Consider the following 23286-nt stretch of genomic DNA (forward strand, 5'->3'; position numbering starts at 1 on the left):
ATTTCGGGGGCTCGCCGGTCTTCCGCCCGCCAGGGTGCGGGTTCCGGCGCATCCCCCCACCCCCGACCGGCCCTCATGTCCTCCATTATTTCCGTCGCCAATCTGTCGAAGACCTATGGGTCCGGCTTCAAGGCGCTCAAGAACGTCAATCTCGACATCACGCGCGGCGAGATCTTTGCACTGCTCGGCCCCAACGGCGCCGGCAAGACCACGCTGATCTCCATCATCTGCGGCATCGCCAACCCCAGCGAGGGCAAGGTCCTCGTCGGCGGCGAGAACATCCAGACCTCCTACCGCAAGGCGCGCTCGCTGATCGGCCTCGTGCCACAGGAATTGCACACCGACGCCTTCGAGAGCGTGTGGGCGACCGTGAGCTTCTCCCGCGGTCTGTTCGGCAAGCCGAAGAACCCGGCCCTGGTCGAGAAGATTCTCAAGGATCTGTCGCTCTGGGACAAGAAGGACAACAAGATCATCACGCTCTCCGGCGGCATGAAGCGCCGCGTAATGATTGCGAAAGCGCTGTCGCACGAACCGCAGATCCTGTTCCTGGACGAGCCGACCGCCGGCGTCGACGTCGAGCTGCGCAAGGGCATGTGGGAAGTGGTCCGCACGCTTCAGCAATCCGGTGTCACCATCATCCTCACCACGCATTACATCGAGGAAGCCGAGGAGATGGCCGATCGCATCGGCGTCATCAACAAGGGCGAGATCGTGCTGGTCGAGGACAAGGCAACCTTGATGTCGAAGCTCGGCAAGAAGCGGCTGACGCTGCATTTGCAGGGCAGGGTCACTTCGCTACCGGAGAGCCTCAGCCAGTACGAGCTCGACCTCTGCGACGGCGGCGCGACGCTGGTTTACGACTACGACACCAAGGGCGAGCGCACCGGCATCACCAGCCTGCTCAGCGACCTCCGCACTGCCGGCATCCGCTTCAACGATCTCGACACGACCCAATCGTCGCTCGAGGACATCTTCGTCGACCTCGTGAGGACGTCATGAATCACCGCGCCATCCGCGCCATTTATCTGTTCGAAATGGCGCGCACCTGGCGCACGCTGCTGCAAAGCATCGTCTCGCCGGTGGTTTCAACCTCGCTCTATTTCGTGGTGTTCGGCGCCGCGATCGGTTCGCGCATCAGCCAGGTCGAGGGCGTCAGCTACGGCACCTTCATCGTGCCGGGCCTGATCATGCTCTCGGTGCTGACGCAAAGCATCGCCAACGCCTCGTTCGGCATCTACTTCCCGAAATTCACCGGCACGATCTACGAGATCCTGTCGGCGCCGATTTCATATTTCGAGATCGTGCTCGGCTATGTCGGCGCGGCCGCGACCAAGTCGATCATCCTCGGCCTGATCATTCTCGCCACGGCCGGCCTGTTCGTGCCGCTGCATATCCATCATCCGGTCTGGATGCTGGCCTTCCTGGTGCTCACGGCGGTGACGTTCAGCCTGTTCGGCTTCATCATCGGCATCTGGGCCGATGGGTTCGAGAAGCTCCAGATGATTCCGATGCTGGTGGTGACGCCGCTGACCTTCCTCGGCGGCAGCTTCTATTCCATCGACATGCTGCCGCCCACCTGGCGCACGGTGGCGCTGCTCAATCCGGTCGTCTACCTGATTTCCGGCTTCCGCTGGAGCTTCTACGAGATCGCGGACGTCAGCGTCTCGGTCAGCATCGGCATGACGATGGCGTTCCTGGTGGTCTGCCTGGCCGTGATCTGGTGGATTTTCCGCACGGGGTACCGGCTGAAGAACTAGCTGTCATTCCGGGGCGAGACGAAGTCGCGAGCCCCCGGAATGACGACTGCGGTTCACCGATAGCAGCGGAAATGGTGGTACCCGTCGTAATAGCCGCGGCAGTGGCGGTGGCCGTGATAGGGGATTCCCAAAATACCGTCGACTGCGCCCACGGCTCCCCCAACACCGGCACCGACGACGCCTCCGACCGCGCCGCCCACAGGGCCGGCGATCCGGTTGCCTTCATAAGAACCTTCCTGGGCGCCACGCACGATGCCCTGGGCGTGGCTGGCTTGCGGCACGCAAGTCAGGGCAAGAAGGACGGCGGCGCCCGCGAAGAGCAGGCGAATGGGTAGACCCGCCGGCAACTGCGCGGCGACGATACGAGCTTTGTTCATCTTGAGTCCCCGGGAGTAGACGGCGGCGACAGCCGCCAATTGGTAGGCCGTATTCAACGCCCGAAGCGGCCAAATGGTTGCGCCTTTGTGACGAATTGTCGGCGTTGTGAGTGCATGTCCGCTCGCGAAAATGTCAGCATTGCGAGAGCCGGCGCGGCACCAAGCGGCCTTGCTTACGCCCGGCATGACGTTAACGATGGGTGGCCAGGCCGCTGGAACGAAAGCCGGATTGCAGGCATGGTGCACGCCGGGGACGGAGAGCCGCGGCGCCTAGCGTGAACAGGCCGGAGGCCAGAATTCAGATGCGTTCCTTTTTCATTGCGTTCACTTCGCTGATGCTTTTGAGCGCGGGCACCGCGCAGGCCAAGGTCGACATTACCATCGACAAGGACAATCAGCAGATGACCGTCGTGGTCGACGGCGTCACCCGCTACCACTGGCCGGTATCGACCGGCATCCCCTCGCGCGAGACGCCGAGCGGCGCCTTCCGTGCCTTCCGCATGGAAGAGGATCACTACTCCAAGGAATTCGACGACGCGCCGATGCCGCACTCGATCTTCTTCACCAAGATCGGGCACGCCATCCATGGCACCGATTCGGTCGGACGATTGGGCACGCCCGCCTCGCATGGCTGCGTGCGGCTGTCGCGCCAGAATGCCTCGACGCTCTACGCGCTGGTGCAGGAGCAGGGCGTGCTCAACACCACGGTGACGCTGACCGGCTCGGCGCAGGTCGCGCTGGCCCGCAACCCGCGCGGCCGCAACCCCACAGCAGTGGCCCGCGCCCAGCAGCCGGCCGAGGAGCAGTACGCCACCTCAGGCGATCCCGTGAATCTGACGCCGCCGGAGCAGCCCACTCGCCGCTACATGCAGCAGGATGACAACTACATCTATCCCGCTGACGGCAGCGATACCGGCGCACGCTATCCGGCGCCGCGCCCGATCACCCGTCCCTATGGCGCGCAGGTCTACCAGCAGCTGCCGCAACCGCAGCCGACCTACGGCTACGACCCGGCGTATGGCCAGCAGGGCTACTACTACCAGCAGCAACAACCCCGGCAGTATTATCAGCCGCGCGGCTACTATCAGAACTGAGGCTGTCCGAACGCGGCGTCGCCGCGTTCGACAATCTTCCGCACAGCATCGACGAAGGCGCGGGCGACCGGATCAAGGAGCTCCGGCCCAGTCGCCGTGAGATCGCCTGCAGGCGTGTGGAAGGTCTGATGGCGGCCGGCCATGCCAAGGAAATTTGCATAGCCCGCCCCGTCGTTGTTGCGGAGCTTGCCACGCGCGTCAAACTGCAATTTTGGGAGGATAAGGGCGGCCGCGGCCCCTGTCGACCGCAGGAAATCCTGCCTGCCTGTGCACGAAATGAGCATCGGGCGACAGGAAAGCAACAGTCCCCAACCTTCAACGCTTCGGCGATTGGGCCAAATTGACAACCTTGAGGTCGCCCGTATTGTCGTTCCGGTTGTTTCTGGGACATAACATGACACGCGAGCAGATTTCGGATTTCTGCGTTACTGCGCTAGCCAATATCCTGAGAATCTCGAAAGACCGCGTCGACACCGGCACAAAATTCAACCGTCTCGGCCTCGATTCGGCGATGCTCGTCTATTTCATGATGGAACTCGAGGAGAAACTGGACCTCGAACTGTCGACGGACAACTTCTACGATCACCCTACGGTTGAGGCGCTGTCGCGATTTCTCGCCGACAAGCGCGCGATCCGCTCCGCCGCCTGACGGCGGCTGAAGCCGGCACAATCCAGATGGACAAACTCCACTCGCTCGTCGCGCTACTGGCCCGGCGCGCGGCGGAGCAGGCCGACGATCGCGCCTATGTCTTCGTCTCCGATCGCGGGACGGAGGAAGCAGCCCTCACCTTCCGTCAATTGCACGATACTGCGCGCGCCCTCGCCGCACGTCTGACCTCGGCCGCGCGGCCCGGTGATCGCGCGATCCTGGTGTTTCCGCCGGGCGTCGAGTTCATGGTGGCGTTCTTCGGCTGCCTGATGGCCGGGGTGATCGCCGTGCCGATGATGATGCCCCGGCGAAACAGCGCGCGCGACTCCAGCGCCGCGATCCTCGCCAATTGCACGCCGGCGCTCGCGCTGACGACCACCGCATTCGCAATGCGCGGTGATCTGCGGGAACGCTTTGCGCAGGAGAATATCCGGTGGATCGAAGTCGACCTCACCAAAGCGGCCGGCGTGACGGTCGACTTGCAGGAGCCTGCGCCCGACGACATCGCGTTCCTGCAATACACCTCCGGTTCGACCTCCGAGCCGAAGGGCGTGATGGTGAGCCACGCCAATTTGCTCGCCAATCTCGAGATGATCCGGATCGCGCTCGGCAACACCAGGCAATCGACTTATGTCAACTGGGTGCCGCTCTATCACGATATGGGGCTGATCCTGAACGCGCTTCAGGCGCTCTATGTCGGCGCGGCCTGCGTGCTGATGGCGCCGAACGCGTTCATGCAACGGCCACTCGGCTGGCTGCGCGCGATCTCGCATTATCGTGCGGAGGTCGCCTGCGGCCCCAATTTCGGCTTCGACCTCTGCGTCAGCCGCTATCGCGCCGATCAGATGGACGGCGTGGACCTGTCCTCGCTCCGGATCGCGCTCAACGGCGCCGAGCCGGTGCGCGCCGATACCGTCGCGCGCTTCATCGAGACATTTGCGCGGCACGGCTTCGATCCGCGCGCGATGTATCCCGCCTATGGCATGGCGGAAGCGACGCTCCTGATCTCCGGCGGGACGCGCGGCGGCGGCCACGTCACGCGCAGCGTCAGCCGCGCCGGGCTTCAGGCCCATGCGGCCGAGGCGCCGGCGGATCCCGGCGACGCTCAACTCGTCGTCGGTTGCGGCCGCGCGCTGACCGGCGAACAGATCGCCATTATCGATCCCGAGCGCCGTGTGCGGCTTGCCGCAGACCGCGTCGGCGAAATCTGGATCAGCGGTGCGAATGTCGCCCGCGCCTATTGGCGCAACGATGCCGCGACGCGCGAAGAGCTCAATGCGGAGATCGCGGGCGAGGCTGGCCGGTGGCTGCGCACCGGCGACCTCGGCTTCCTCGATCACGCAGGCGAGTTGTTCGTCACCGGCCGGATCAAGGATCTCATCATCATACGCGGCATCAATCACTATCCGCAGGATATCGAGCGCACGGTGCAATCGCAGGACAGCGCCTTGCGCGAGAACTGCGGTGCGGCCTTTTCGGTGCCGGACGAACATGGCGAGGAGAGTCTCGTCATCGTCCAGGAGGTCGAACGCACCGCACGCCGCACGATCGATACCGCCGAGATCAAGGGCCAGATCCGCGAGGCCATCGCTGACAGCCACGAGCTCTCCGCGCGCCATGTCGCGCTGATCCGTCCCGGCGCGCTGCCAAAAACCACCAGCGGCAAGATCCAGCGCAAGCTCGCGCGCAGGCTCTGGCTCGACGGTGGGTTTGAGGAAGTCGGCTGAGCTAGCTCAGAAATCGATCTTCGCGCTCTCGCCATCGCGCAGGCTCGCGATAATGCCTTGCTCGATCCGGCGCGCGAGTTTCGGGCGATAGTGGATGAAATCCGCAAAATTGTCGCGGTCGCGGGTCAGTTCGTTGTCGACACGATAGCTGATGAAATTGCTGCGCGGACGCCCCGCGATGACGGCTTTCAACGCGGCATCGCAAGCGCCGCGCTCCAGCGCCACATCCGTGCCGGGCTTCGGCACGGTAGCCGCGAAAGTCGGCGGCACGATGATGACGATGGGCACGTCGGCCGGCAGCTTCCTGACGATCTCGACCAGCGCAGCGATCTCAGGAAATGTCGCCCGCGCCTCGGCGGATGGCGCTGGCGCAGGATCCCTAGGCCACCCAACCTCCTTGAATTGGCCGGGTGGCCAGATGTCTTCATAGCTGACAAAGCCGTCCGGATTCATCCGCTGCCGCCAGCCGAGCCCGATGCCGAGCCGCTGAAAGGCCTGCTCGATCGCCTGCCAGGAGATCAGCCGCACCGCGTAGGTGACGACACTTCTGTCGTAGAGCCAATAGGGGAACGGAGCGCCCTCCTCCTTCGGTCGCGCATGAACACACCAGCCTGGATCGGCCGCGATCACCAGCGCGCCGACTTGGCTGTGGTTGCGCAGGAAGAAGTCGAGCACCGCGAGCTGCTCGCGCGGAGCCGAGCCGGTGGTGTAGAGCTGCACGAAGCGCAGGCTCGTCGCACGGGACAATTCCGCCGGCTCGATCATCTGCGCCGTCGAGTTGCCGAGGATCGCGGCATTGAAATTCGCGTCCCTCGCCCGGCTCGCAGCCGTGATCTGCGTGAGACGATTGTCGACGCCATCGATGCCGAGCAGGCCGAGCTTGCCGCTATCATAGGGATCGACGACCACCATCAGCGCCAACACCAGCACGGCCGCGCCGATCAGCGTGCCCATGCAGGCTGTGAGGCCCCTCCCCCAGCCGGGATCGGTCTCAGAACTTGAAGTAGACGAATTCATGGAGATCCCGACCACCCATGTAGAGCAGCAATGCGAAAAGACTGAGACCGAGCACGCCCGCAAGGAAGGGGTTCGGACGGCGCGTGAAGAACGCAACGATGTCCTGGCTCGCCGGCAACAGGAAGGCGAACAATGGCGCCACGATCAGCGGCCAGAGGTGCTGGCCGCGCGCGAGCGGCAATGGCTGGGCGAGCCCGGCGAAGACATGCCAGGCGGCTTCGACCGAACCAGCGCGAAAGATCACGCCGGTTGCCAGCACGAACAGCACGGTGAGAGCCCAGCCGAGCCATGACGGGAATTGCGGGCCATAGCGCCGCCACAACGAACAAACCACCTGCGCAAGACCGTGCAGCACGCCCCACAGTACGAACGTCCAGCTCGCGCCATGCCACAAGCCACACAGCGCCATGGTGATCAGCATCGCGCCGAAGAACTGCACCGGCAGAAAGCGCCGCGGCAGGACGCGTAGATTGACGAGGGGGTAGAACACGTAATCACGCAGGAACAGCATCAGCGTGATGTGCCAGCGCTGCCAGAAATCCTGGATGTTGGTCGAGCGCAGCGGCGCATTGAAATTGTAGGGCAGCTGCACGCCGAACAGCAGGCCAAGGCCGATCGCGATGTCGGAATAGCCGGAGAAGTCGAACAGGATCTGGAACGAGAAGCAGAAGGCGAGCCAGCCGTCGCCGCTTGCAAGCGGTCCAGCCGCCGCCTGCATGTAGATCGGATCGAGCAGGTGCGCGATGCTGTCGGCGATCACGACCTTCTGGAACAGGCCGAGCGCGATGAAGCAGGTCGCGATGCAGAATTGACGCTGCCAGCCCGGCACATAGACCTGCCTGCCGAACTGATGCATCACCTCCGACCAGCGCGCCAGCGGGCCTGCGATCGCCTGCGGGAAGAAGGCGATGTAGAGCGCATAGCGATCAAGCGCATAGAGCGGCGCCTTGCCGCGCTTCAGGTCGACCAGATACATGATGTGGTGGAAGGTGAAGAAGGAGATGCCGAGCGGCAGCCCGATGTCGAGCGTCGGCAACGTGGCACCCACCACATGTCCGAGATTGCCGAGGATGAAGTTGGCGTATTTGAACAGTGCCAGCACGCCGATATCGAGCGCGATGACAAGCGTCAGCACCGCCTTCCACTTCACCCGCCCATAGGCGACCGAGGCGAGCCAGTTGATGATAACAGAGGCGATCAGGAGCAGGATGAAGGACGGACTGCCCCAGGCGTAGAAGGCCAGCGACAGTGCGACCTGAACGGCGATGCGCAAGCGCGGATAGGGATCGACCAGGCGGTAGACCAGCAGTGCCGCCGGTAGAAACACCAGGAGGAAGGGGTAGTCGTTGAACAGCATGGTTCAGCGCTGCGCGGTCATCGCCGGACGCCGTTCACGAGCCCGTTTCCAGATCGGGCGCCGCATCGCCCGGCGGCTGCAGCATCCGCCGCACGATCTTCTCCTCGCTCGGCACCTTGACGTCCCAGGCGAGCCCGAGCGCCTCCAGCGCGCGGATGAAGATGAAGCCGGGATCGAACTCGAACCAGCGCAGGCCGAAGGCCGCCGAATAGGGGAAGGCGTGGTGGTTGTTGTGCCAGCCCTCGCCCCAGGCGAGCCAGGCCATCACGCCGAGATTGCGGCTGTTGTCGTCACGCGTGACGAAAGGCTGCGCGCCAAAAGTGTGCATGATGGAGTTGATGGCGGACATGGTCTGCTCGACCACGAACATGCGCACGACGCCGCCCCAGAGCAGGCCCGTCAGCGCGCCCCAAAGACTCATCGTAGCCAAGCCGCCGATTGCGGCCGGCAGCAGCAGGCCGAGCGCGACCCAGCTGTAATAGTAGCTGTTGACCGCAACCAGCGTTCGGTTGGCCATCAGATCCGGCACGTAGTGAGCGACGTTGGGATAGTCGTGCGCGATCATCCAGGTCAAATGCGCGTGCAGGAAGCCGCGCAGGCGGCCCAGCATGCCGTCGCCATGCAGGCGCGGCGAATGCAGATCGCCATCGTGGTCAGACAATTCGTGGTGCCGGCGGTGCATGGCCGCCCAGGACAGCATCGGGCCGCGCCCGGCCATCGAGCCCATCACGATCAGGATCGCGCTCATCGCGGTCGAGGTGGCAAAGGCGCGGTGGGTGAACAGGCGGTGATAGCCGACAGTCAGGCCTAGGCCGGTGATCAGCCAGAATCCAAAGAACAGGCTGAGGTCGATCGCCCCGATCGGACGGTAGAACAGGAGCCCTAACGCTACCAGCGTGCCGACGAACGGCAGTACATCGAAAATGATGAAATGCCGCCGCTGCATCTTGTGAAAATGCCGGCTGCGAATGATGCGGAGATCGCGTTTCTGTTGCACGGGTCGGGATTCCAAGGCTGGCTATGAGTACATACCCGCCGGGCGAGCGCAACCCAAGCTAACCGCCTGAAGTTTCAACAGGTCTTGCCCGGGCTGCCGCAACAGGACCGAAAACGGCCAATCCCCTCACTTTTGCGAGAGAATCCGGGCCGTTGGCCGAGTCGGCAGGCCTGGTCATCCGGTTGTAAAAAGCCCGCAATACGGTCCGCCCATTCATCGGGCATGCGCCTCCGGCGGGAGGTTTGCGCTGTGCCCGGCGTCGAGGCCGGCAGCCCATCGGTTCCCGCCCGCGCGATTGAACATCGGATGCGGAGACTGTCATGAAGCGAGGCATTGCCGTTTTCGCCTCAGCCGCAGCGCTGATGGGCTTCTTCTATTTCGTTGCCGGCAAATGGGCGATCCACCACAGCACCCTGGCGTTCGCCGACATTCTGCGCGGCGACCGCGACGTGACCGTGGAGGTCTCCGTCCGCCGCGACCGTGAGATGGAATCACTGGCGGAAATGATCGACCTTCCGGTCGTGATCCTCAGCCACGGAAACACGGTCAAGCACACCGAGTATTCGTTCCTCACCAACACGTTCGCGGCCCGCGGCTATCTGGTCGTCAGCATCCAGCACGATCTGTCTTCCGACGATCCGATGGCGACGAAGGTCAACGAGGAGTATGTCGGCCGCCGCTTGCAATACAACCGCGGCATCGCCAACATCCTGTTCACGATCGAGCAGCTCAAGAAGGATTATCCGAACGCGGATTACCGCCATTTGACCCTGGTGGGACATTCCAACGGCGGCGACATCTCGATGTATTTCGCAAAACTGCATCCGGATCTGGTGAAGAAGGTCGTCACGCTCGACAATCTGCGCGTGCCCTTCGTCACCGACGGCAAGGTCAAGATCCTGTCCTTCCGCTCGAAGGATCCGCAGTTCAAGGCCGATCCCGGCGTGGTCCCTGACGACGTGACCTGCGCCAAGGCCGGCATCCAGGTGGTGAGGACCGAATTCCAGCACAACGATCTCAGCGACCGCGGCTCGGATCAGGTCAAGGGATTCATCGAGGACGCAGTGCACCACTTCCTCAACGACCTCGGCGAGGACGACAGCCCGTTCAACATGCCGCGCCTGTCAAAGCCGCATCCCACCATCGACCAGCTTGCAGCCGACGTGTCCGAGCATTGAGGCATCTCGTTCCGGACGCGGCGCGGCATGAAATGACGCGCTGCCTCCGGGGCACGAAGGGTTACTGCTCCCCGTACCGCAAACGCCGATACAGCGCGCCCAGAATGTTGGAATAGTCGTCGGTCCAGACCCGCACCTTCTCGTCCGCGTCGGTCTCCTCCCATTGCTTGGAGGACGCCAGCTTGCCGACATCATCCGCTTCGCGCGCGGAGATGACGACGTCGGTCGAGAAGATGTAGTCGGCGTCGCGGCCCGAATCCTCGTCGTAGACCCAGCTCTTCAGATCGTTGGCATCGGCAATGCCGACCACGACGGGCTCGAGATCGAGATGCCGGTTGGAGACGTGCATCACCACGACGCCGTGCGGGGTGAGCTTGTCCTTGTAGATCTTCATCGCCTCTTCGGTCGCGAGGTGAATCGGGATCGCATCCGACGAATAGGCATCGACGATGATGAGGTCGTAGACGCCGTCGGGCTCCCTGGCGAAGGTGAGGCGTGCGTCGCCGATCACAGGCTTCAGGTCCGGCTGGCAGCTCGAGATGTAGCGGAAATTTTTCGGGTCGCGCGCGGCATCGACCATGGACTGGTCGATCTCGAAGAATTTCCAGCTCTCGCCGGGCTCGGCGGCGCAGGCCAGCGTACCCGATCCGACGCCGATCGCCGCGACCTTCAACGGCGCGCCCTTGCGCTCGCGGATCGCGCTGATGGCCTGACCGATGCCGCCGTCCTTGTGGTAATAGGTGATCGGCTCGGGCCGGCCGGTGACCGGCGTGCCGTCATTGTTGAGGAAGCGCTCGGCGCCGTGAATGGTGGTGCCGTGCATCAGCACGTGGAAATAGCCGCCCGGGGTCACCACGATCTTGTGCACGCCGAAGAAGCTGCGCACGGTGGTGACGCGGCCTTCGTCGGCCGGATAGATCCGCGTCAAGGCCAGTGCTAGCGCGACGGTGGCAAATATCTTCCAGCGATCTGCGTTGAGCGCCAGCGCCAGAAGCGCTGCGAGCACGCCGACGGCTCCGGCAACCCAGACGCGGTGATCCTCGAACCAGGTCGAAATATCCCCCGTCATGTAAGACGGTGCAACGAGCGCCGCCGCGAGCACGGCAAGCGCCAGCCAGTACCATCTCACGATGCCCGCAAGACGCTCGTTCGCCGACGGCCGGCACAGCGCGGCGAGCGCCACCAGGATCGGATATTCGGCGATCCAAGAGAAAGTGAAGGGTGCCACAAGGCCAGCAAAGAGGCCGCCGACCATGCCGCCGAACGACAGCGCGACATAGAAGCCGGTGAGATATTTGGCTGCGGGCCGGGTCCGCGCCAGTTCGCCGTGACAGGCCATGGCGATGACGAAGAAGCACAATTGATGGCCACCGAGCGTGAGCAGCAAATTCTGCTCGCCGCCGAAGGCGAGCAAAAAGATGACGCCGGCGATCGCGACCGGCTGCAGCATCAGCATCCATTTGTGCGGCAGCAGCGGCCGCGACTGGAACACGACAACCCAGGTCAGCAGGTACAGCGACAGCGGCAGCACCCATAGCAGCGGCGCCGCCGCGACGTCGGTCGAGATATGCGCGGTGACTGCGATGAGCAGGCCGGACGGCACCGCGGCGAGGAAGATCCAGCGTAGCCGCGTCACCGGCGTCGGCGCGGGCGCGTTTGCCTCCTCGGTCCGCGCATCGGCCACCGCGAGCGTCGGCGAGCGCAGCAGCAGCACGCCGCAGGCGGCGATCAGCAGGATCAAAACGCCATAGCCGCCGGTCCAGAGCCGGCTCTGCGTGTGCAGCGTGAACATCGGCTCCAGCAGGAACGGATAGGACAACAGCGCGAGAAAGCTGCCGATGTTGGAGGAGGCATAGAGGAAATAAGGATCGTGGCCGTCGGGATGGCCCGTGCGGACGAACCAGGCCTGCAGCAGCGGATTGTTGGCGGCGAGCGCGAAGAACGGCAGGCCGATCGACATCACGAACAGGCCGAGCAGCCAGAATGCGTAACCGGTGCTGGGTGGCTCGCCGTAGGCGGTGGCAATGCCGAGCGGCAGCGTGACGAAGGCTGCGATCAGCAGCACCAGATGCACCACGATTGGAACCACGCGGTTCCTGATCTGCATGAGCAGATGCGCGTAGGCGTAGCCCGCCAGCAGCAGCGACTGGAAGAACACCATCGCCACCGACCACACCGCCGGCGAGCCGCCGAGCCGCGGCAGCACCATTTTCGTGAACAACGGCTGCACCGAGAACAGCAGGAGCGCGCTGACAAAGATCGCAGCGGTGTAGACCGTCAGCAGCAGCCGGTTGCGTGACGAGGATGGCTGCTCCGTGGCGGCGGGTTGCACGATCGAATCCATGGAAGCTCCGGCTTACCCCCAGCGGACGCCGGGCGCGCGCAATGGAGCACACCGCGCCTGAACGGGCAATAAATGGTCTCGTAATGTGGCCGCGAGAAATGCCTGATATAGAAATGTCATTCGGGGCCCGGTCCTTCGGGCCATCCGGAACGACCTTGGAACATTCTGAAATCATCCATGAGCGAAATCGACGTCGTCATCATCGGCGCTGGCCATAACGGCCTCACCTGCGCGGCCTATCTCGCGAGGGCGGGCTTGCGCGTGCATGTGGTCGAGCGCCGCAAGGTGGTCGGCGGGGCTGCGGTCACGGAGGAGTTTCATCCGGGCTTCCGCAACTCGGTCGCGGCCTACACCGTGAGCCTGCTCAACCCGCAGGTCATCCGCGATCTGGGCCTCGCCGAGCAGGGCTTGCGCGTGGTCGAGCGGCGCGTGCAAAATTTTCTGCCCGCGCCCGACGGCAACTATCTCCTCACCGGCGAAGGCCGGACCAGGGCATCCGTCGCGCGGCTCAGCGCGCGCGATGCCGATGCGCTCGACGGGTTTTCGCGCGAGCTCGAGGACATCGCCGATGTGCTGCGGCAGTTCGTGCTGCGCGCGCCGCCGAACCTGCTCGGCAGTTTTGGCATTGGCGCCATCCGCGAGGCCGCGAACGCGTTGACGACGGCCAACATCCTGCGCGGCCTGACGCTGGAGAGAAGCCGCAGCCTGCTCGATCTCTTCACCCGCCCCGCCGGCGAGATGCTGGACGAGCGGTTCGAGCATGATCTGGTCAAGGCGCTGTTCGGCTTCGATGCGATCGTCGGCAATTATGCGAGCCCTTACGCCGCCGGCTCGGCCTATGTGATGCTGCATCACGCCTTCGGCGAGGTGAACGGCAAGAAGGGCGTCTGGGGCCACGCCATCGGCGGCATGGGCGCGATCACGCAGGCGATGGCGCGTGCCGCGCGCGGGCGCGGCGTCACGATCGACACTGATGCCGGCGTGCGCGAGGTGATCGTCGAGCGCGACCGCGCCGTCGGCGTGGTGCTGGAGAACGGCACGGCGATCCACGCGAAATATGTCGCGGCGAACGTCAACCCAAAGCTGCTCTATACGCGGCTGGTCGCGGCCGACGCCCTGCCCGCGGATTTCCTCGCCCGCATCCGCCACTGGAAGAACGGCTCCGGCACCTTCCGCATGAACGTGGCGCTGGATCGCCTGCCCTCCTTCGCGGCGCTGCCGGGCGATGGCGATCATCTCACCTCCGGCATCATCCTGGCGCCGAGCCTTGGCTACATGGACCGCGCGTATCTCGATGCGCGGGCGCAGGGCTGGAGCCGTCAGCCGATCGTCGAGATGCTGATCCCCTCGACGCTCGACGACACGCTGGCGCCCCAAGGAAAACACGTCGCGAGCCTGTTCTGCCAGCACGTCGCGCCTGAACTGCCCGACGGCAAGTCGTGGGACGACCATCGCGACGAGGTCGCCGATCTCATGATCGCGACGGTGGACAGCTACGCGCCAGGCTTTGCGGCGAGCGTGCTCGGGCGCCAGATCCTCTCTCCGCTCGATCTCGAACGGCAGTTCGGGCTGCTCGGCGGCGACATCTTCCACGGCGCACTGACATTGAACCAGCTGTTCTCGGCGCGGCCGATGCTGGGCCATGCCGACTACCGCGGGCCCGTGAGGGGCCTCTATCATTGCGGCTCCGGCGCCCATCCCGGCGGCGGCGTCACCGGCGCCCCCGGCCACAACGCCGCCCAGGCGATCCTCAGAGATCACCGCGGCCTGTTCGCAGGCCGTGGATAGGTCAGTGGATGGGCTGTGGACAGGCCTGTGGTGAAGCCGTGGATGCCTGGCGCGGCGGTTAGGTAACAACCCGGGATCAGGCTGTGGAGCAAGGGCTGGATAAGTCGGGTATGAACCGGTGGATCGCCCCGGATCATGAGTGGACAGCCTGTGGGCGCGGCCAGCAATAACCGGGCTTCGCCTGTTCCCCAAAACGACTTGGCCCGCCAGAGGGGCAATTCCCCAGCGGGCGCTCGTCGAAAAAGCCGTCTATGAGGAAAGTGGCCCCCGCTGGGAAATGGGAGGCAGAAATTACTTCAAGGAGCTGCTAATCGAACCGAACTTGTCGTTCATCGTGGTGCCCAGGCTGTTCACGACGGTGATGATCGCCAGCGCGATACCGGCCGCGATCAGACCGTATTCGATCGCGGTCGCGCCGGACTCATCGGACCAGAACTTCGAAACCATGCGCTTCAAGATTCGTCTCCATTTCCATTCCAGGGTGTGTTGGTTGGTTCCAACATCCGGAAATCTACGGGGGACAACCTACGGGCAAGTAAACCCGGGAACTGCAAGTTATACGGAAATTTTGGAACAAAAGTTCCAAAAATTGAACCTGACGGAACCCTAGAATGCAGCCTTTGCCGACCCATCGCGCCAGCTTTTCGATAGGCAACGAGGCTGCCGCCAGGCGTGTTGTCGACGTGCTCACCGAGGTCTTTTTCGACGGCGATGCGGCCGTCGCCGCCTTCGAGCGACCGGACGGAGAATGGGACGTTACGTTGCATTTTGCCGAAGCGCCGGATCAGGAATTGCTGCACGAACTTGTTGCAACTTCAGCAGGAAATGACATCGCCGCCACGCTTGCCTTCGACACAATCGAAGCCAAGGACTGGGTCAAGGCGAGTCTGGCAGACCTCGTCCCGGTGCCGGCCGGACGCTTCGTCGTCCATGGCAGCCACGACCGCGATCGCGTGGCGCCAAACAAGCTCGCCATCGAGATCGAGGCGGCGCTCGCCTTCGGAACCGGACACCACGGCACCACGCGTGGTTGTTTACTTCTGCTTGACCATGTCCTGAAACACGCGCGGCCGAAGCGCGTGCTCGACCTCGGCACCGGAACCGGCGTGCTGGGGATCGCGGCGGCCAAGGCGCTGCATCGCGCGGTGCTCGCCTCCGACATCGACCCGCCTTCCGTGCGGGTCGCGGCCGAGAACGCGGTCCTGAACGAAGCCGGTCATGATGTGCGGGTGATCCGGGCCACCGGCTTCGCTGCGCCGGACTTTGCCAAAAGCGGCCCGTTCGACCTGGTGCTGGCCAACATCCTGGCCAATCCGTTACGCCAATTGGCGGGTCCGATGGTCCGGTATCTCGCGCCCGGCGCCCGCGTCATCCTCTCCGGCCTGTTGACCCACCAGGCCCCCGCCGTGATCGCCGCCTACCGCGCGCGCGGCCTTGTGCCGTTGCGGCACCTGCGGATCGAGGGGTGGAGCAGCCTGTTGCTGCGGAAGATCGGATGAGTTGCCGTAGGGTGGGCAAAGCGCAGCGTGCCCACCATAAAAATCGTACGCTGTGAAGATGGTGGGCACGGCGCGTTGCGCCTTTGCCCACCCTACGACATCGTCGACGCTACTCTGCCGGCTTGTCGTCCCGACGCATCGGGCCCTCGTCCTGCAACGCCCGTCTCGCGCGGCGCTCAGCGACGCGATCCATCATTTGGCTGATGAGGCCGCGCGGCTTCTTCGGTGTCGGTGCGGCGGGTGCGCGGCGCGCCGGCGGCGAAATCTTCTCAAACGTGAACGCTGGCATCGTGTGTCCCCTCGCCGTTGAGATGAACCACTTGCTCGAATTTCCTTGTTATTCGGACGAAGCGCAACTGCTGCATCCTTGACTCCACTCAATTCGAATGGAACTTTTTCAAGCACAGTCCATGCCAGATGCGACCCCAAATGCGTCTACATTGCGGACTGATCTCCATGATCCTAAACTGAGCCATGTTCGAAGCGCACTTCCAGACATTCGAGGAGCCCGAGGCCGGCGTCGCATTGACGGCGCGGCTCGCCGCACTCCGTGAAGAACTCGCCCGCCGCAAGCTGACCGGCTTCGTCATTCCGCGCGCCGATCAGCAGCAGAATGAGTATGTAGCGCCCTCCGAAGAGCGGCTCGCCTGGCTGACCGGCTTTACCGGCTCGGCCGGGCTCGCCGTGGTGCTGACCCAGGAGGCCGCACTCTTCGTCGACGGCCGTTACACGATCCAGGCGGCCAAGCAGGTCGACGCCAAAGCGTGGGCCGTTGAGTCTCTGATCGATCCGCCGCCGGAGAGCTGGGTCTCGGCGCATCTCAAGCCCGGCGATCGCCTAGGATTTGATCCGTGGCTGCACACTTTTGCGGCAGCCGAGCGCCTCTCCGCGGCCTGCGTCAAGGCCGGTGCCGAACTGGTCGCGGTCGACAGCAATCCGATCGACGCGGTCTGGCAGGACCGGCCGCAGCCGCCAGTCGCGCCGGTCGCGATCCACGGCCTGCAATATGCCGGTGTCGCCGAGGCCGAGAAGGTGGCGCAGATCAAGAGCGAGATCGAGAAATTAGGGGCCGACGCGCTGGTGCTGTCGGACAGCCACGCGGTCGCCTGGACCTTCAACATCCGCGGCGCCGACGTCGCGCATACGCCGCTGCCGCTATCCTACGCGCTGGTGCCCAAGGTCGGCCGGCCGACCGTGTTCATCGACCACCGCAAGCTCTCCAACCTCTCGCGTGATCATCTCGAGCAATCCGCCGACGTGCGCGAGCCCGAAGCGCTGGCGCCGACGCTGATGGCGCTGGCCAAGAGCGGCGCTGCGATCGCGCTCGACAACGCCACCGCGGCCGACGCGCTGAGCCGGCTGATCGCGGGCGGCGGCGGCAAGCCGGTGCGCGGCAACGATCCGATCGCGCTGCTGAAGGCGGTGAAGAACGCGACCGAGATCAAGGGCACGCAGACGGCACACCGCCGTGACGCAATCGCACTGGCGCGCTTCCTCGCCTTCATCGATCGCGAGGCGCCAAGCGGCAAGCTCACCGAGATCGACGCAGTCGAGGCGCTGGAGACGTTCCGCCGCGACACCGGCGCGCTGAAGGACGTGTCGTTCCCGACCATCTCCGGCACTGGCCCGAACGGCGCCATCGTGCACTACCGCGTCACCCGCAAGAGCAACCGGCGGATCGCGCCCGGCGACCTGCTGCTGATCGATTCCGGCGCGCAATATGAAGACGGCACCACCGACGTCACTCGCACCATGGCGGTGGGCGAGCCCACCGAGGAGATGCGCGACCGCTTCACCCGCGTGCTGCGCGGCCATATCGCGATCGCGCGCGCGATGTTTCCCGACGGCACCACCGGCGCGCAACTCGACACGCTGGCGCGGCAATATCTCTGGGCCGCCGGCGTCGATTTCGAGCACGGCACCGGCCACGGCGTCGGCAGCTACCTCAGTGTGCACGAAGGCCCGGCGCGGATATCGAAACTGGGCACCACGCCGCTCAAGCGCGGCATGATCCTTTCCAACGAGCCTGGCTATTACAAGACTGATGGCTTCGGCATCCGCATCGAGAATCTCGAACTCGTGGTCGCCGCCGACATCAAGGGTGCCGAGAAATCGATGAATGCGTTCGAGACGCTGACGCTGGCGCCGATCGACCGCCGGCTGATCGACACAGCGATGCTGAGCAAGGAAGAGCTCGGCTGGCTCAATGCCTACCACGCGCGCGTCCGCACCGAAGTGCGGCCGGCGCTGGATGAGGTGACGAAGGCGTGGCTCGATCAGGCCACGGCGGAGCTGACGTAGCGCGCATGGCGCTACGCGGTTTGCGCAAGGCTTGGCCGCTTTTGCGCGCAACCACGACGGGCTTTGCACGCTCCTGACGCAGTTTGCCCGTAAAACAACGGCTTCCTGCACGCTGTTATTATAACAGTCCCGGAATCGGTATAGCCGCATTCCGAAACGCCGATTTCCGTCTTGTGCGAGCACGCTACAGTCCGATTCGACTTCGAAAGGCGGACACGCATGCACGGCATGATCAGCAGACCGCCGGAGACGGCGACGACAAACATTGCGACCTCGCGCGTGGTGTTGCTGCTGCTGGTCGTCATGACCGGGATTGCGCCGATCTCGCTCTACATCCTGGTTCCGGCACTGCCGGTGCTGGCGACGACGTTCGGCCGTGACATCTCAATCGCGCAGATGACGGTGTCGCTCTACATGGTCGGCATCGCGCTGTCGCAGCTGATCATGGGGCCGCTGTCGGACAAGTTCGGCCGGCGCCCGGTGCTGCTTGGCGGTCTCGCGCTGATGGTCGCGGCGAGCGTCGCCTGCATCTTCGCCGAAACCCTGCCGCAGCTGATCGCTGCGCGCTTCTTCCAGGCGCTCGGCGGCGCCTCCGGCATGGTGGTGAGCCGCGCCATCATCCGCGACATTTACCAGCGCGACCGCATCGCCTCCATGATCAGCCTCGTGGTCGCCGCCCTGATGATCGGCCAGATGGTCTCGCCGCTCACCGGCGGCCTGATCGAGACCGCGTTCGGCTGGCGCGCGATCTTTTACGCCGTCACGATCGGCGCGCTTGCAGTCGCCGTCGGCATCGCGATCGCGCTGCCCGAGACGCGCCGCGACCGCGCGGTCGGCAGCGGCGGCTTCCGCAGCGACGTCGGCGTGCTGATCAAGAACCGTGCCTTCATCGGCTATGTGATGTGCCAGGTGCTGGCGTCCCAGATCATCTTCACCTTCGCCGGCGGCGGCCCCTACATCGTCGTGACGCAAATGGGTCGGACCAGCGCCGAATACGGCGCGTGGTTCGCCACGACGGGGTTCGCCTATCTGGTCGGCAATCTGCTCTGCGTACGCTTCGCTCCGCGGCACTCGCTGGAGAAGCTGATCTGGTTCGGGCTCGGCCTGCAACTGTGCGGCAGCCTGTTGAACCTGCTCTGGAGTTTTGCCGGCTGGAACGAGGCACCGGCGTGGCTGTTCGGCACGCAGATGATCGTGATGGTCGGCAATGCCTTCGTGATGGCGAATTCCGCGGCCGGTGCGATCAGCATCCGTCCCGAAGCCGCCGGCACCGCGTCAGGCGCGATGGGCTTCCTCCAGCAGGGAATCGGCGCGCTGATGTCGCAATTCGGCGCCTATCTCGGCGGCCATTCCGCAACAACGCTGCCGCTGACCTCGGCCGTTCTCGCCATCTCGCTGCTCTGCGCCTGCATGATGATCTTCGTCGTCCCCCGCCGCGAATTGGTGGTGAGCAAGACGTTGATCGAGCAGGCGGAGGAGGACGAGAGCGGGATGATGTGAGTCTTTCCCGGTGACGCTTTGTCCAGACCGGATAGATAGGTAACACAGTAGACCGGATGGATGGGTGACAGTTCTCTGTCGGCTGGGAGGATCAGCCGATGCCTTGGCGAGAGAGCTGCGCAATGGACCAACGGGTTAGCTTCATCGCGGATCAGCGAAGCGGATTGTGGACGATGACGGAGCTTTGCGACCGCTACGAGATCAGTCGCAAGACCGGCTACAAATGGTTGGAGCGCTACCGGTTGGAAGGGCCTGGAGGGCTTGCGGATCGCTCGCACGCCGCGCAGGTGCATGGGCGCGCGACGCCGCAGCACATCGTTGATGCGATTGTGGGGCTGCGGCTCGAGCGGCCGAGCTGGGGGCCGCGCAAGATTGTGAGCAAGCTTGAGGCTTGCCAAGGGGATGTCGATTGGCCGTCGGCCTCGACGGCGGGCGAGATCCTCAAACGGGCGGGACTGGTTAGCAGCCGTCGGGTTCGGCGACGTGCGCCGCCGCGCATGGGGCAACTGACGGTGCCTCAGCATGCCAACCATGTATGGGCCCTCGATCACAAGGGCTGGATCCGACTGGGCGACGGATCTCGGGTTGAACCTTTCACGGCGACCGATGGCTTCAGCCGCTATTTGATTAGTTTGGCTGCGACGGGCAGCACGCAATATTCCGAATGCCAACCGCTGCTGGAGCGGGCGTTTCGCGAGTACGGCTTGCCGCAGATCATCTGCTCCGACAATGGCTCGCCGTTCGCCTCGACCGGGACCACGGGCCTGACGGCGCTGTCGGTATGGTGGATCAAGCTCGGCATCCGGCATGAACGGATTGATCCTGGCCATCCGCAGCAGAACGGCCGACACGAGCGTTTTCACCTCACGCTTCTGGAAGCCATGCGGCCACCGCCGCCAACCCGGGCCGCGCAGGCCCGTCGCTTTGCGGCTTTTGTGCGCGACTACAACGAAGAACGGCCACACGAGTCGCTTGGCCAGCGCCCTCCTGCAACCGTCTATCAGCCCTCGCCCCGTGAGATGCCAAGGCGGCTTCCAGAGCCCGATTATCCAGCCGAAGCCGCGGTGCGTCAGGTCCGCTCCAACGGCGAGATCAAATGGCGTGGCGACCTCATCCACATCTGCAGCGCTCTTGACGGTGAAGCAGTTGTCGTCGAGGAAACCGAGGACGGATACTGGCAAGTGCGCTTCTTCGACGTGCCGATCGGCATCATCGACCAGCAAACACGCAAGCTGCGGCGCTGTGCTAGCACAGCGCCGCAGCCGACCAAATCATGAACGAGTGTCACCCATCCATCCGGTCTATTGTGTTACCTATCCATCCGCTGGACACTTTCTTCCTTCTCCCCTTGTGGGAGAAGGTGGCGCGAAAGCGCCGGATGAGGGGTTCTATCCTCGAGCTCAAGCCTTGAGAGGGGCCGCGCGGAGAGAGACCCCTCATCCGGCGCGCTACGCGCGCCACCTTCTCCCACAAGGGGAGAAGGGAAGAATCCCTCCTCACTCCCCGATCAGCTTCAGCCACTCGTCCTCGGTCAGCACCTTGACGCCGTGCTTGTCGGCTTCCGCGAGCTTCGAGCCCGCACCGGGGCCGGCAACGACGAGATCCGTCTTCTTCGACACCGAGCCCGACACTTTCGCCCCTAACCGCTCCGCGGTCGCCTTGGCTTCGTCGCGCGTCATCTTCTCCAGCGAGCCCGTGAACACCACCGTCTTGCCAGCAACGGCAGAGTTGCTCTTCGGCTTCTCGGCGTCAACGATCTCGACCTCCTCGGTCAGCCGCTCGACGATGCCGCGATTGTGGCTCTCGCCGAAATAATCGGCGATGCTCTTGATCACGGTGTCGCCGATCTGGTCCAGCGCGTCCATCTCCGCCATCGCCTCCTCGTCGCCCTTGGCGGCCTTGAGGCAGGCATCGTGGAAGGCATCCCAGGAGCCGTAGCCGCGCGCGAGCGCCAAGGCCGTGGTCTCGCCGACATGGCGCATGCCGAGCGCATAGATGAAGCGTTCCAGCGCTATTCTGCGCCGGCTCTCGATGGCGCCGAACAGATTGCGCACCGAGGTCGCGCCGTAGCCCTCGATCTCCTCGAGCTTGAGTTTTGCGTTGCGCTTCTCCAACGTGAAGATGTCGGAGGGCTCCTTGACCCATCCCTCGTCGAAGAAATACTGCAGCTGCTTCTCGCCGAGACCGTCGATGTCGAAAGCGCGCCGCGACACGAACAGCTTGAGGTGCTCGATCTTCTGGTAAGGGCAGGCAAATTCGCCGGTGCAGCGGGCGCGCGCCTCCTCTTCGCCAGCGGCCGTCTCTCCGCGCACGACGTCGGTGTGCAGCGGGCACGGGCACTTCTTCGGGAAATGGAATTCCTCCGCGCTCTTCGGCCGCTTGTCGAGGACGACGTCGACGATTTGCGGAATCACGTCGCCGGCGCGCTGGATCACGACGGTGTCGCCGATCCTGATGTCGCGGCCCTCGCGCAGCACTTCGCCCTTGTTGCCGATGCCCTTGATGTAGTCCTCGTTGTGCAGCGTGACATTCTGCACGATCACGCCACCGACGCCGATCGGCTCGAGCTTGCCGACCGGCGTGAACGAGCCGGTGCGGCCGACCTGGATCTCGATGTCGCGGAGCACCGTCATGGCGCGCTCGGCCGGGAATTTGTGCGCAACCGCCCATCGCGGCATGCGCGAGACGAAGCCGAGCCGCTCCTGCCAGTCAATGCGGTCGACCTTGTAGACGACGCCGTCGATGTCGTAGTCGAGCTTTGCGCGCTGCTCCTCGATGGAATGATGGAAGGCAAGCAGCTCCTCGACCGAGTGACAGAGTTTCGTCAGCGGATTGGTCTTGAAGCCGCAGCGCTCGAACCAGTGGATCATGCCGCTCTGCGTATCCTCGGGCATCGCGCTCATCTCGCCCCAGGCATAGGCGAAGAAGCCGAGCGGACGCGATGCGGTGATGGTCGGATCCTTCTGACGCAAAGAGCCCGCGGCCGAATTGCGCGGGTTGGCGAAGATGGTGTCGCCGGCTGCCTTCTGCCGCTCGTTGAGCGCGAGGAAGGCCTTCTTGGTCATGTAGACTTCGCCGCGCACCTCGCAGATATCGGGAATGTTGCGGCCCTTCAGCTTGTGCGGCACGTCTTCGAGCGTACGGATGTTGGCGGTGACGTCCTCGCCGACCGCACCGTCGCCGCGCGTCGCCGCGGTGACGAGCTCGCCGCCCTCATAGCGCAGCGACATCGACAGGCCGTCGATCTTCGGCTCGGCGGAGAAATCGACCTTGTCGTCGTCGAGCTTCAGGAACCGCACGATCCGGCCGACGAAGTCGCGCACGTCCTCCTCGGCAAAGGCGTTGTCGAGCGACAGCATCGGAACGGAGTGCCGCACCTTCCTGAAACGCCCCGATGGCGCCGCGCCGACCTTCTGCGACGGCGAATCCCCGCTGACGAATTCCGGAAAGCGTTTCTCGATCGCGTTGAGGCGCTGGCGCAGGGCGTCGTACTCGGCGTCGGTGACGGTGGGCGCATCGTCCTGGTAGTAGCGCTCGTTGTGCCCCTCGATCTCGAGCGACAACCGCATGTGCTCGACCTTGGCCTGCGCCTTGGTGAGGTCGGCGACATCACGAAGCGGTTTGGATTTTGCTGCTCTTGCCATGGTGCTTGGATACGACGGAGCGGGCGGGAGGGTAAAGGCGGGTTGGGCGCTTTGTTC

The 23286-nt window shown here is 64.3% G+C and carries 19 protein-coding genes; 11 read left to right on the top strand and 8 right to left on the bottom strand.

Annotated features, from left to right (window positions below; all coding sequences use genetic code 11):
- Positions 1–75 precede the first annotated feature (75 nt).
- Together ACP2YP_RS30365 and ACP2YP_RS30370 are read left to right on the top strand one after the other, a co-directional pair.
- Positions 76–999 (top strand): ABC transporter ATP-binding protein, encoded by a 924-nt coding sequence (locus tag ACP2YP_RS30365; RefSeq protein WP_426419901.1) that lies wholly within the window; start codon positions 76–78, stop codon positions 997–999.
- Positions 996–1757 carry an ABC transporter permease gene (locus tag ACP2YP_RS30370; protein WP_426419902.1) on the top strand — a complete coding sequence of 254 codons (762 nt, stop codon included), beginning with the start codon at positions 996–998 and terminating at the stop codon, positions 1755–1757. Before ACP2YP_RS30365 ends, ACP2YP_RS30370 begins: the two co-directional genes overlap by 4 nt.
- Positions 1758–1810: 53 nt before the next feature.
- Here ACP2YP_RS30370 and ACP2YP_RS30375 read toward each other — a convergent pair whose 3' ends face one another.
- The gene (locus ACP2YP_RS30375) at positions 1811–2134 is read right to left on the bottom strand and encodes a hypothetical protein (protein WP_426419903.1); all 324 of its coding nucleotides are present in this window, start codon (positions 2132–2134) and stop codon (positions 1811–1813) included.
- A gap of 302 nt (positions 2135–2436) precedes the next feature.
- Here ACP2YP_RS30375 and ACP2YP_RS30380 point away from each other — a divergent pair, with 302 nt between their 5' ends.
- The 3 genes from ACP2YP_RS30380 to ACP2YP_RS30390 all read left to right on the top strand — a co-directional run bounded on the left by ACP2YP_RS30380 (position 2437) and on the right by ACP2YP_RS30390 (position 5604).
- Positions 2437–3228, top strand: a complete 792-nt coding sequence (locus ACP2YP_RS30380; RefSeq protein ID WP_426419904.1) for a L,D-transpeptidase — start codon at positions 2437–2439, stop codon at positions 3226–3228.
- 394 nt (positions 3229–3622) lie between these two features.
- A complete protein-coding gene (locus ACP2YP_RS30385; protein ID WP_426419905.1) occupies positions 3623–3877 on the top strand; it encodes an acyl carrier protein in 255 nt (84 codons plus the stop codon).
- 26 nt (positions 3878–3903) lie between these two features.
- Positions 3904–5604 (top strand): fatty acyl-AMP ligase, encoded by a 1701-nt coding sequence (locus ACP2YP_RS30390; RefSeq protein WP_426419906.1) that lies wholly within the window; start codon positions 3904–3906, stop codon positions 5602–5604.
- A gap of 6 nt (positions 5605–5610) precedes the next feature.
- On the opposite strand, the gene ACP2YP_RS30395 is transcribed toward ACP2YP_RS30390, so the two are convergent.
- The 3 genes from ACP2YP_RS30395 to ACP2YP_RS30405 are packed head-to-tail and all read right to left on the bottom strand — an operon-like array spanning position 5611 to position 8975.
- On the bottom strand, positions 5611–6621 hold the full coding sequence (locus tag ACP2YP_RS30395) for a hypothetical protein (protein ID WP_426419907.1): 1011 nt from the start codon (positions 6619–6621) through the stop codon (positions 5611–5613).
- Positions 6596–7978 (bottom strand): MBOAT family O-acyltransferase, encoded by a 1383-nt coding sequence (locus ACP2YP_RS30400; protein WP_426419908.1) that lies wholly within the window; start codon positions 7976–7978, stop codon positions 6596–6598. The genes ACP2YP_RS30395 and ACP2YP_RS30400 overlap by 26 nt, the downstream gene beginning before the upstream one ends.
- Positions 7979–8012: 34 nt before the next feature.
- Positions 8013–8975, bottom strand: coding sequence for an acyl-CoA desaturase (locus ACP2YP_RS30405; protein WP_426419909.1), 963 nt, complete (start codon positions 8973–8975; stop codon positions 8013–8015).
- A gap of 320 nt (positions 8976–9295) precedes the next feature.
- Between ACP2YP_RS30405 and ACP2YP_RS30410 the strand changes: the two genes are divergently transcribed.
- Positions 9296–10153, top strand: a complete 858-nt coding sequence (locus ACP2YP_RS30410) for an alpha/beta fold hydrolase (protein WP_426419910.1) — start codon at positions 9296–9298, stop codon at positions 10151–10153.
- Between the two features lie 61 nt (positions 10154–10214).
- On the opposite strand, the gene ACP2YP_RS30415 is transcribed toward ACP2YP_RS30410, so the two are convergent.
- Positions 10215–12497, bottom strand: coding sequence for a fused MFS/spermidine synthase (locus ACP2YP_RS30415; RefSeq protein ID WP_426419911.1), 2283 nt, complete (start codon positions 12495–12497; stop codon positions 10215–10217).
- A 177-nt stretch (positions 12498–12674) separates the two neighbouring features.
- On the opposite strand from ACP2YP_RS30415, the gene ACP2YP_RS30420 reads away from it, so the two are divergent.
- Positions 12675–14285: a phytoene desaturase family protein gene (locus ACP2YP_RS30420; RefSeq protein WP_426419912.1), complete on the top strand. Its 1611-nt coding sequence runs from the start codon at positions 12675–12677 to the stop codon at positions 14283–14285.
- Between the two features lie 291 nt (positions 14286–14576).
- On the opposite strand, the gene ACP2YP_RS30425 is transcribed toward ACP2YP_RS30420, so the two are convergent.
- Positions 14577–14732, bottom strand: coding sequence for a Flp family type IVb pilin (locus ACP2YP_RS30425; RefSeq protein ID WP_148754203.1), 156 nt, complete (start codon positions 14730–14732; stop codon positions 14577–14579).
- A 164-nt stretch (positions 14733–14896) separates the two neighbouring features.
- Here ACP2YP_RS30425 and ACP2YP_RS30430 point away from each other — a divergent pair, with 164 nt between their 5' ends.
- Complete coding sequence (locus ACP2YP_RS30430) at positions 14897–15784, top strand: 50S ribosomal protein L11 methyltransferase (RefSeq protein WP_426419913.1); 888 nt, start codon at positions 14897–14899, stop codon at positions 15782–15784.
- 109 nt (positions 15785–15893) lie between these two features.
- Here the strand turns inward: ACP2YP_RS30430 and ACP2YP_RS30435 are convergent, their stop codons facing one another.
- On the bottom strand, positions 15894–16073 hold the full coding sequence (locus ACP2YP_RS30435) for a hypothetical protein (RefSeq protein WP_426419914.1): 180 nt from the start codon (positions 16071–16073) through the stop codon (positions 15894–15896).
- 185 nt (positions 16074–16258) lie between these two features.
- On the opposite strand from ACP2YP_RS30435, the gene ACP2YP_RS30440 reads away from it, so the two are divergent.
- The 3 genes from ACP2YP_RS30440 to ACP2YP_RS30450 all read left to right on the top strand — a co-directional run bounded on the left by ACP2YP_RS30440 (position 16259) and on the right by ACP2YP_RS30450 (position 20862).
- Positions 16259–18085, top strand: a complete 1827-nt coding sequence (locus tag ACP2YP_RS30440; protein WP_426419915.1) for an aminopeptidase P family protein — start codon at positions 16259–16261, stop codon at positions 18083–18085.
- Positions 18086–18304: 219 nt separating this feature from the next.
- A complete protein-coding gene (locus ACP2YP_RS30445) occupies positions 18305–19585 on the top strand; it encodes a multidrug effflux MFS transporter (RefSeq protein ID WP_426419916.1) in 1281 nt (426 codons plus the stop codon).
- A 122-nt stretch (positions 19586–19707) separates the two neighbouring features.
- Complete coding sequence (locus ACP2YP_RS30450; RefSeq protein ID WP_426419917.1) at positions 19708–20862, top strand: IS481 family transposase; 1155 nt, start codon at positions 19708–19710, stop codon at positions 20860–20862.
- 219 nt (positions 20863–21081) lie between these two features.
- On the opposite strand, the gene ligA is transcribed toward ACP2YP_RS30450, so the two are convergent.
- Positions 21082–23229: an NAD-dependent DNA ligase LigA gene (gene ligA, locus ACP2YP_RS30455; RefSeq protein ID WP_426419918.1), complete on the bottom strand. Its 2148-nt coding sequence runs from the start codon at positions 23227–23229 to the stop codon at positions 21082–21084.
- Positions 23230–23286 lie beyond the last annotated feature (57 nt).

This window comes from Bradyrhizobium genosp. A (genome assembly GCF_049949275.1).
Taxonomy (GTDB): Bacteria; Pseudomonadota; Alphaproteobacteria; order Rhizobiales; family Xanthobacteraceae; genus Bradyrhizobium.

Excerpts from the sequence above, each read along its gene's own strand:
- ACP2YP_RS30365 (WP_426419901.1), top strand. The coding sequence starts at position 76 with ATGTCCTCCATTATTTCCGTCGCCAATCTGTCGAAGACCTATGGGTCC.
- ACP2YP_RS30370 (WP_426419902.1), top strand. The coding sequence starts at position 996 with ATGAATCACCGCGCCATCCGCGCCATTTATCTGTTCGAAATGGCGCGC.
- ACP2YP_RS30375 (WP_426419903.1), bottom strand. The coding sequence starts at position 2,134 with ATGAACAAAGCTCGTATCGTCGCCGCGCAGTTGCCGGCGGGTCTACCC.
- ACP2YP_RS30380 (WP_426419904.1), top strand. The coding sequence starts at position 2,437 with ATGCGTTCCTTTTTCATTGCGTTCACTTCGCTGATGCTTTTGAGCGCG.
- ACP2YP_RS30385 (WP_426419905.1), top strand. The coding sequence starts at position 3,623 with ATGACACGCGAGCAGATTTCGGATTTCTGCGTTACTGCGCTAGCCAAT.
- ACP2YP_RS30390 (WP_426419906.1), top strand. The coding sequence starts at position 3,904 with ATGGACAAACTCCACTCGCTCGTCGCGCTACTGGCCCGGCGCGCGGCG.
- ACP2YP_RS30395 (WP_426419907.1), bottom strand. The coding sequence starts at position 6,621 with ATGAATTCGTCTACTTCAAGTTCTGAGACCGATCCCGGCTGGGGGAGG.
- ACP2YP_RS30400 (WP_426419908.1), bottom strand. The coding sequence starts at position 7,978 with ATGCTGTTCAACGACTACCCCTTCCTCCTGGTGTTTCTACCGGCGGCA.
- ACP2YP_RS30410 (WP_426419910.1), top strand. The coding sequence starts at position 9,296 with ATGAAGCGAGGCATTGCCGTTTTCGCCTCAGCCGCAGCGCTGATGGGC.
- ACP2YP_RS30415 (WP_426419911.1), bottom strand. The coding sequence starts at position 12,497 with ATGGATTCGATCGTGCAACCCGCCGCCACGGAGCAGCCATCCTCGTCA.
- ACP2YP_RS30420 (WP_426419912.1), top strand. The coding sequence starts at position 12,675 with ATGAGCGAAATCGACGTCGTCATCATCGGCGCTGGCCATAACGGCCTC.
- ACP2YP_RS30425 (WP_148754203.1), bottom strand. The coding sequence starts at position 14,732 with ATGGTTTCGAAGTTCTGGTCCGATGAGTCCGGCGCGACCGCGATCGAA.
- ACP2YP_RS30430 (WP_426419913.1), top strand. The coding sequence starts at position 14,897 with ATGCAGCCTTTGCCGACCCATCGCGCCAGCTTTTCGATAGGCAACGAG.
- ACP2YP_RS30435 (WP_426419914.1), bottom strand. The coding sequence starts at position 16,073 with ATGCCAGCGTTCACGTTTGAGAAGATTTCGCCGCCGGCGCGCCGCGCA.
- ACP2YP_RS30440 (WP_426419915.1), top strand. The coding sequence starts at position 16,259 with ATGTTCGAAGCGCACTTCCAGACATTCGAGGAGCCCGAGGCCGGCGTC.
- ACP2YP_RS30445 (WP_426419916.1), top strand. The coding sequence starts at position 18,305 with ATGCACGGCATGATCAGCAGACCGCCGGAGACGGCGACGACAAACATT.
- ACP2YP_RS30450 (WP_426419917.1), top strand. The coding sequence starts at position 19,708 with ATGGACCAACGGGTTAGCTTCATCGCGGATCAGCGAAGCGGATTGTGG.
- ligA (WP_426419918.1), bottom strand. The coding sequence starts at position 23,229 with ATGGCAAGAGCAGCAAAATCCAAACCGCTTCGTGATGTCGCCGACCTC.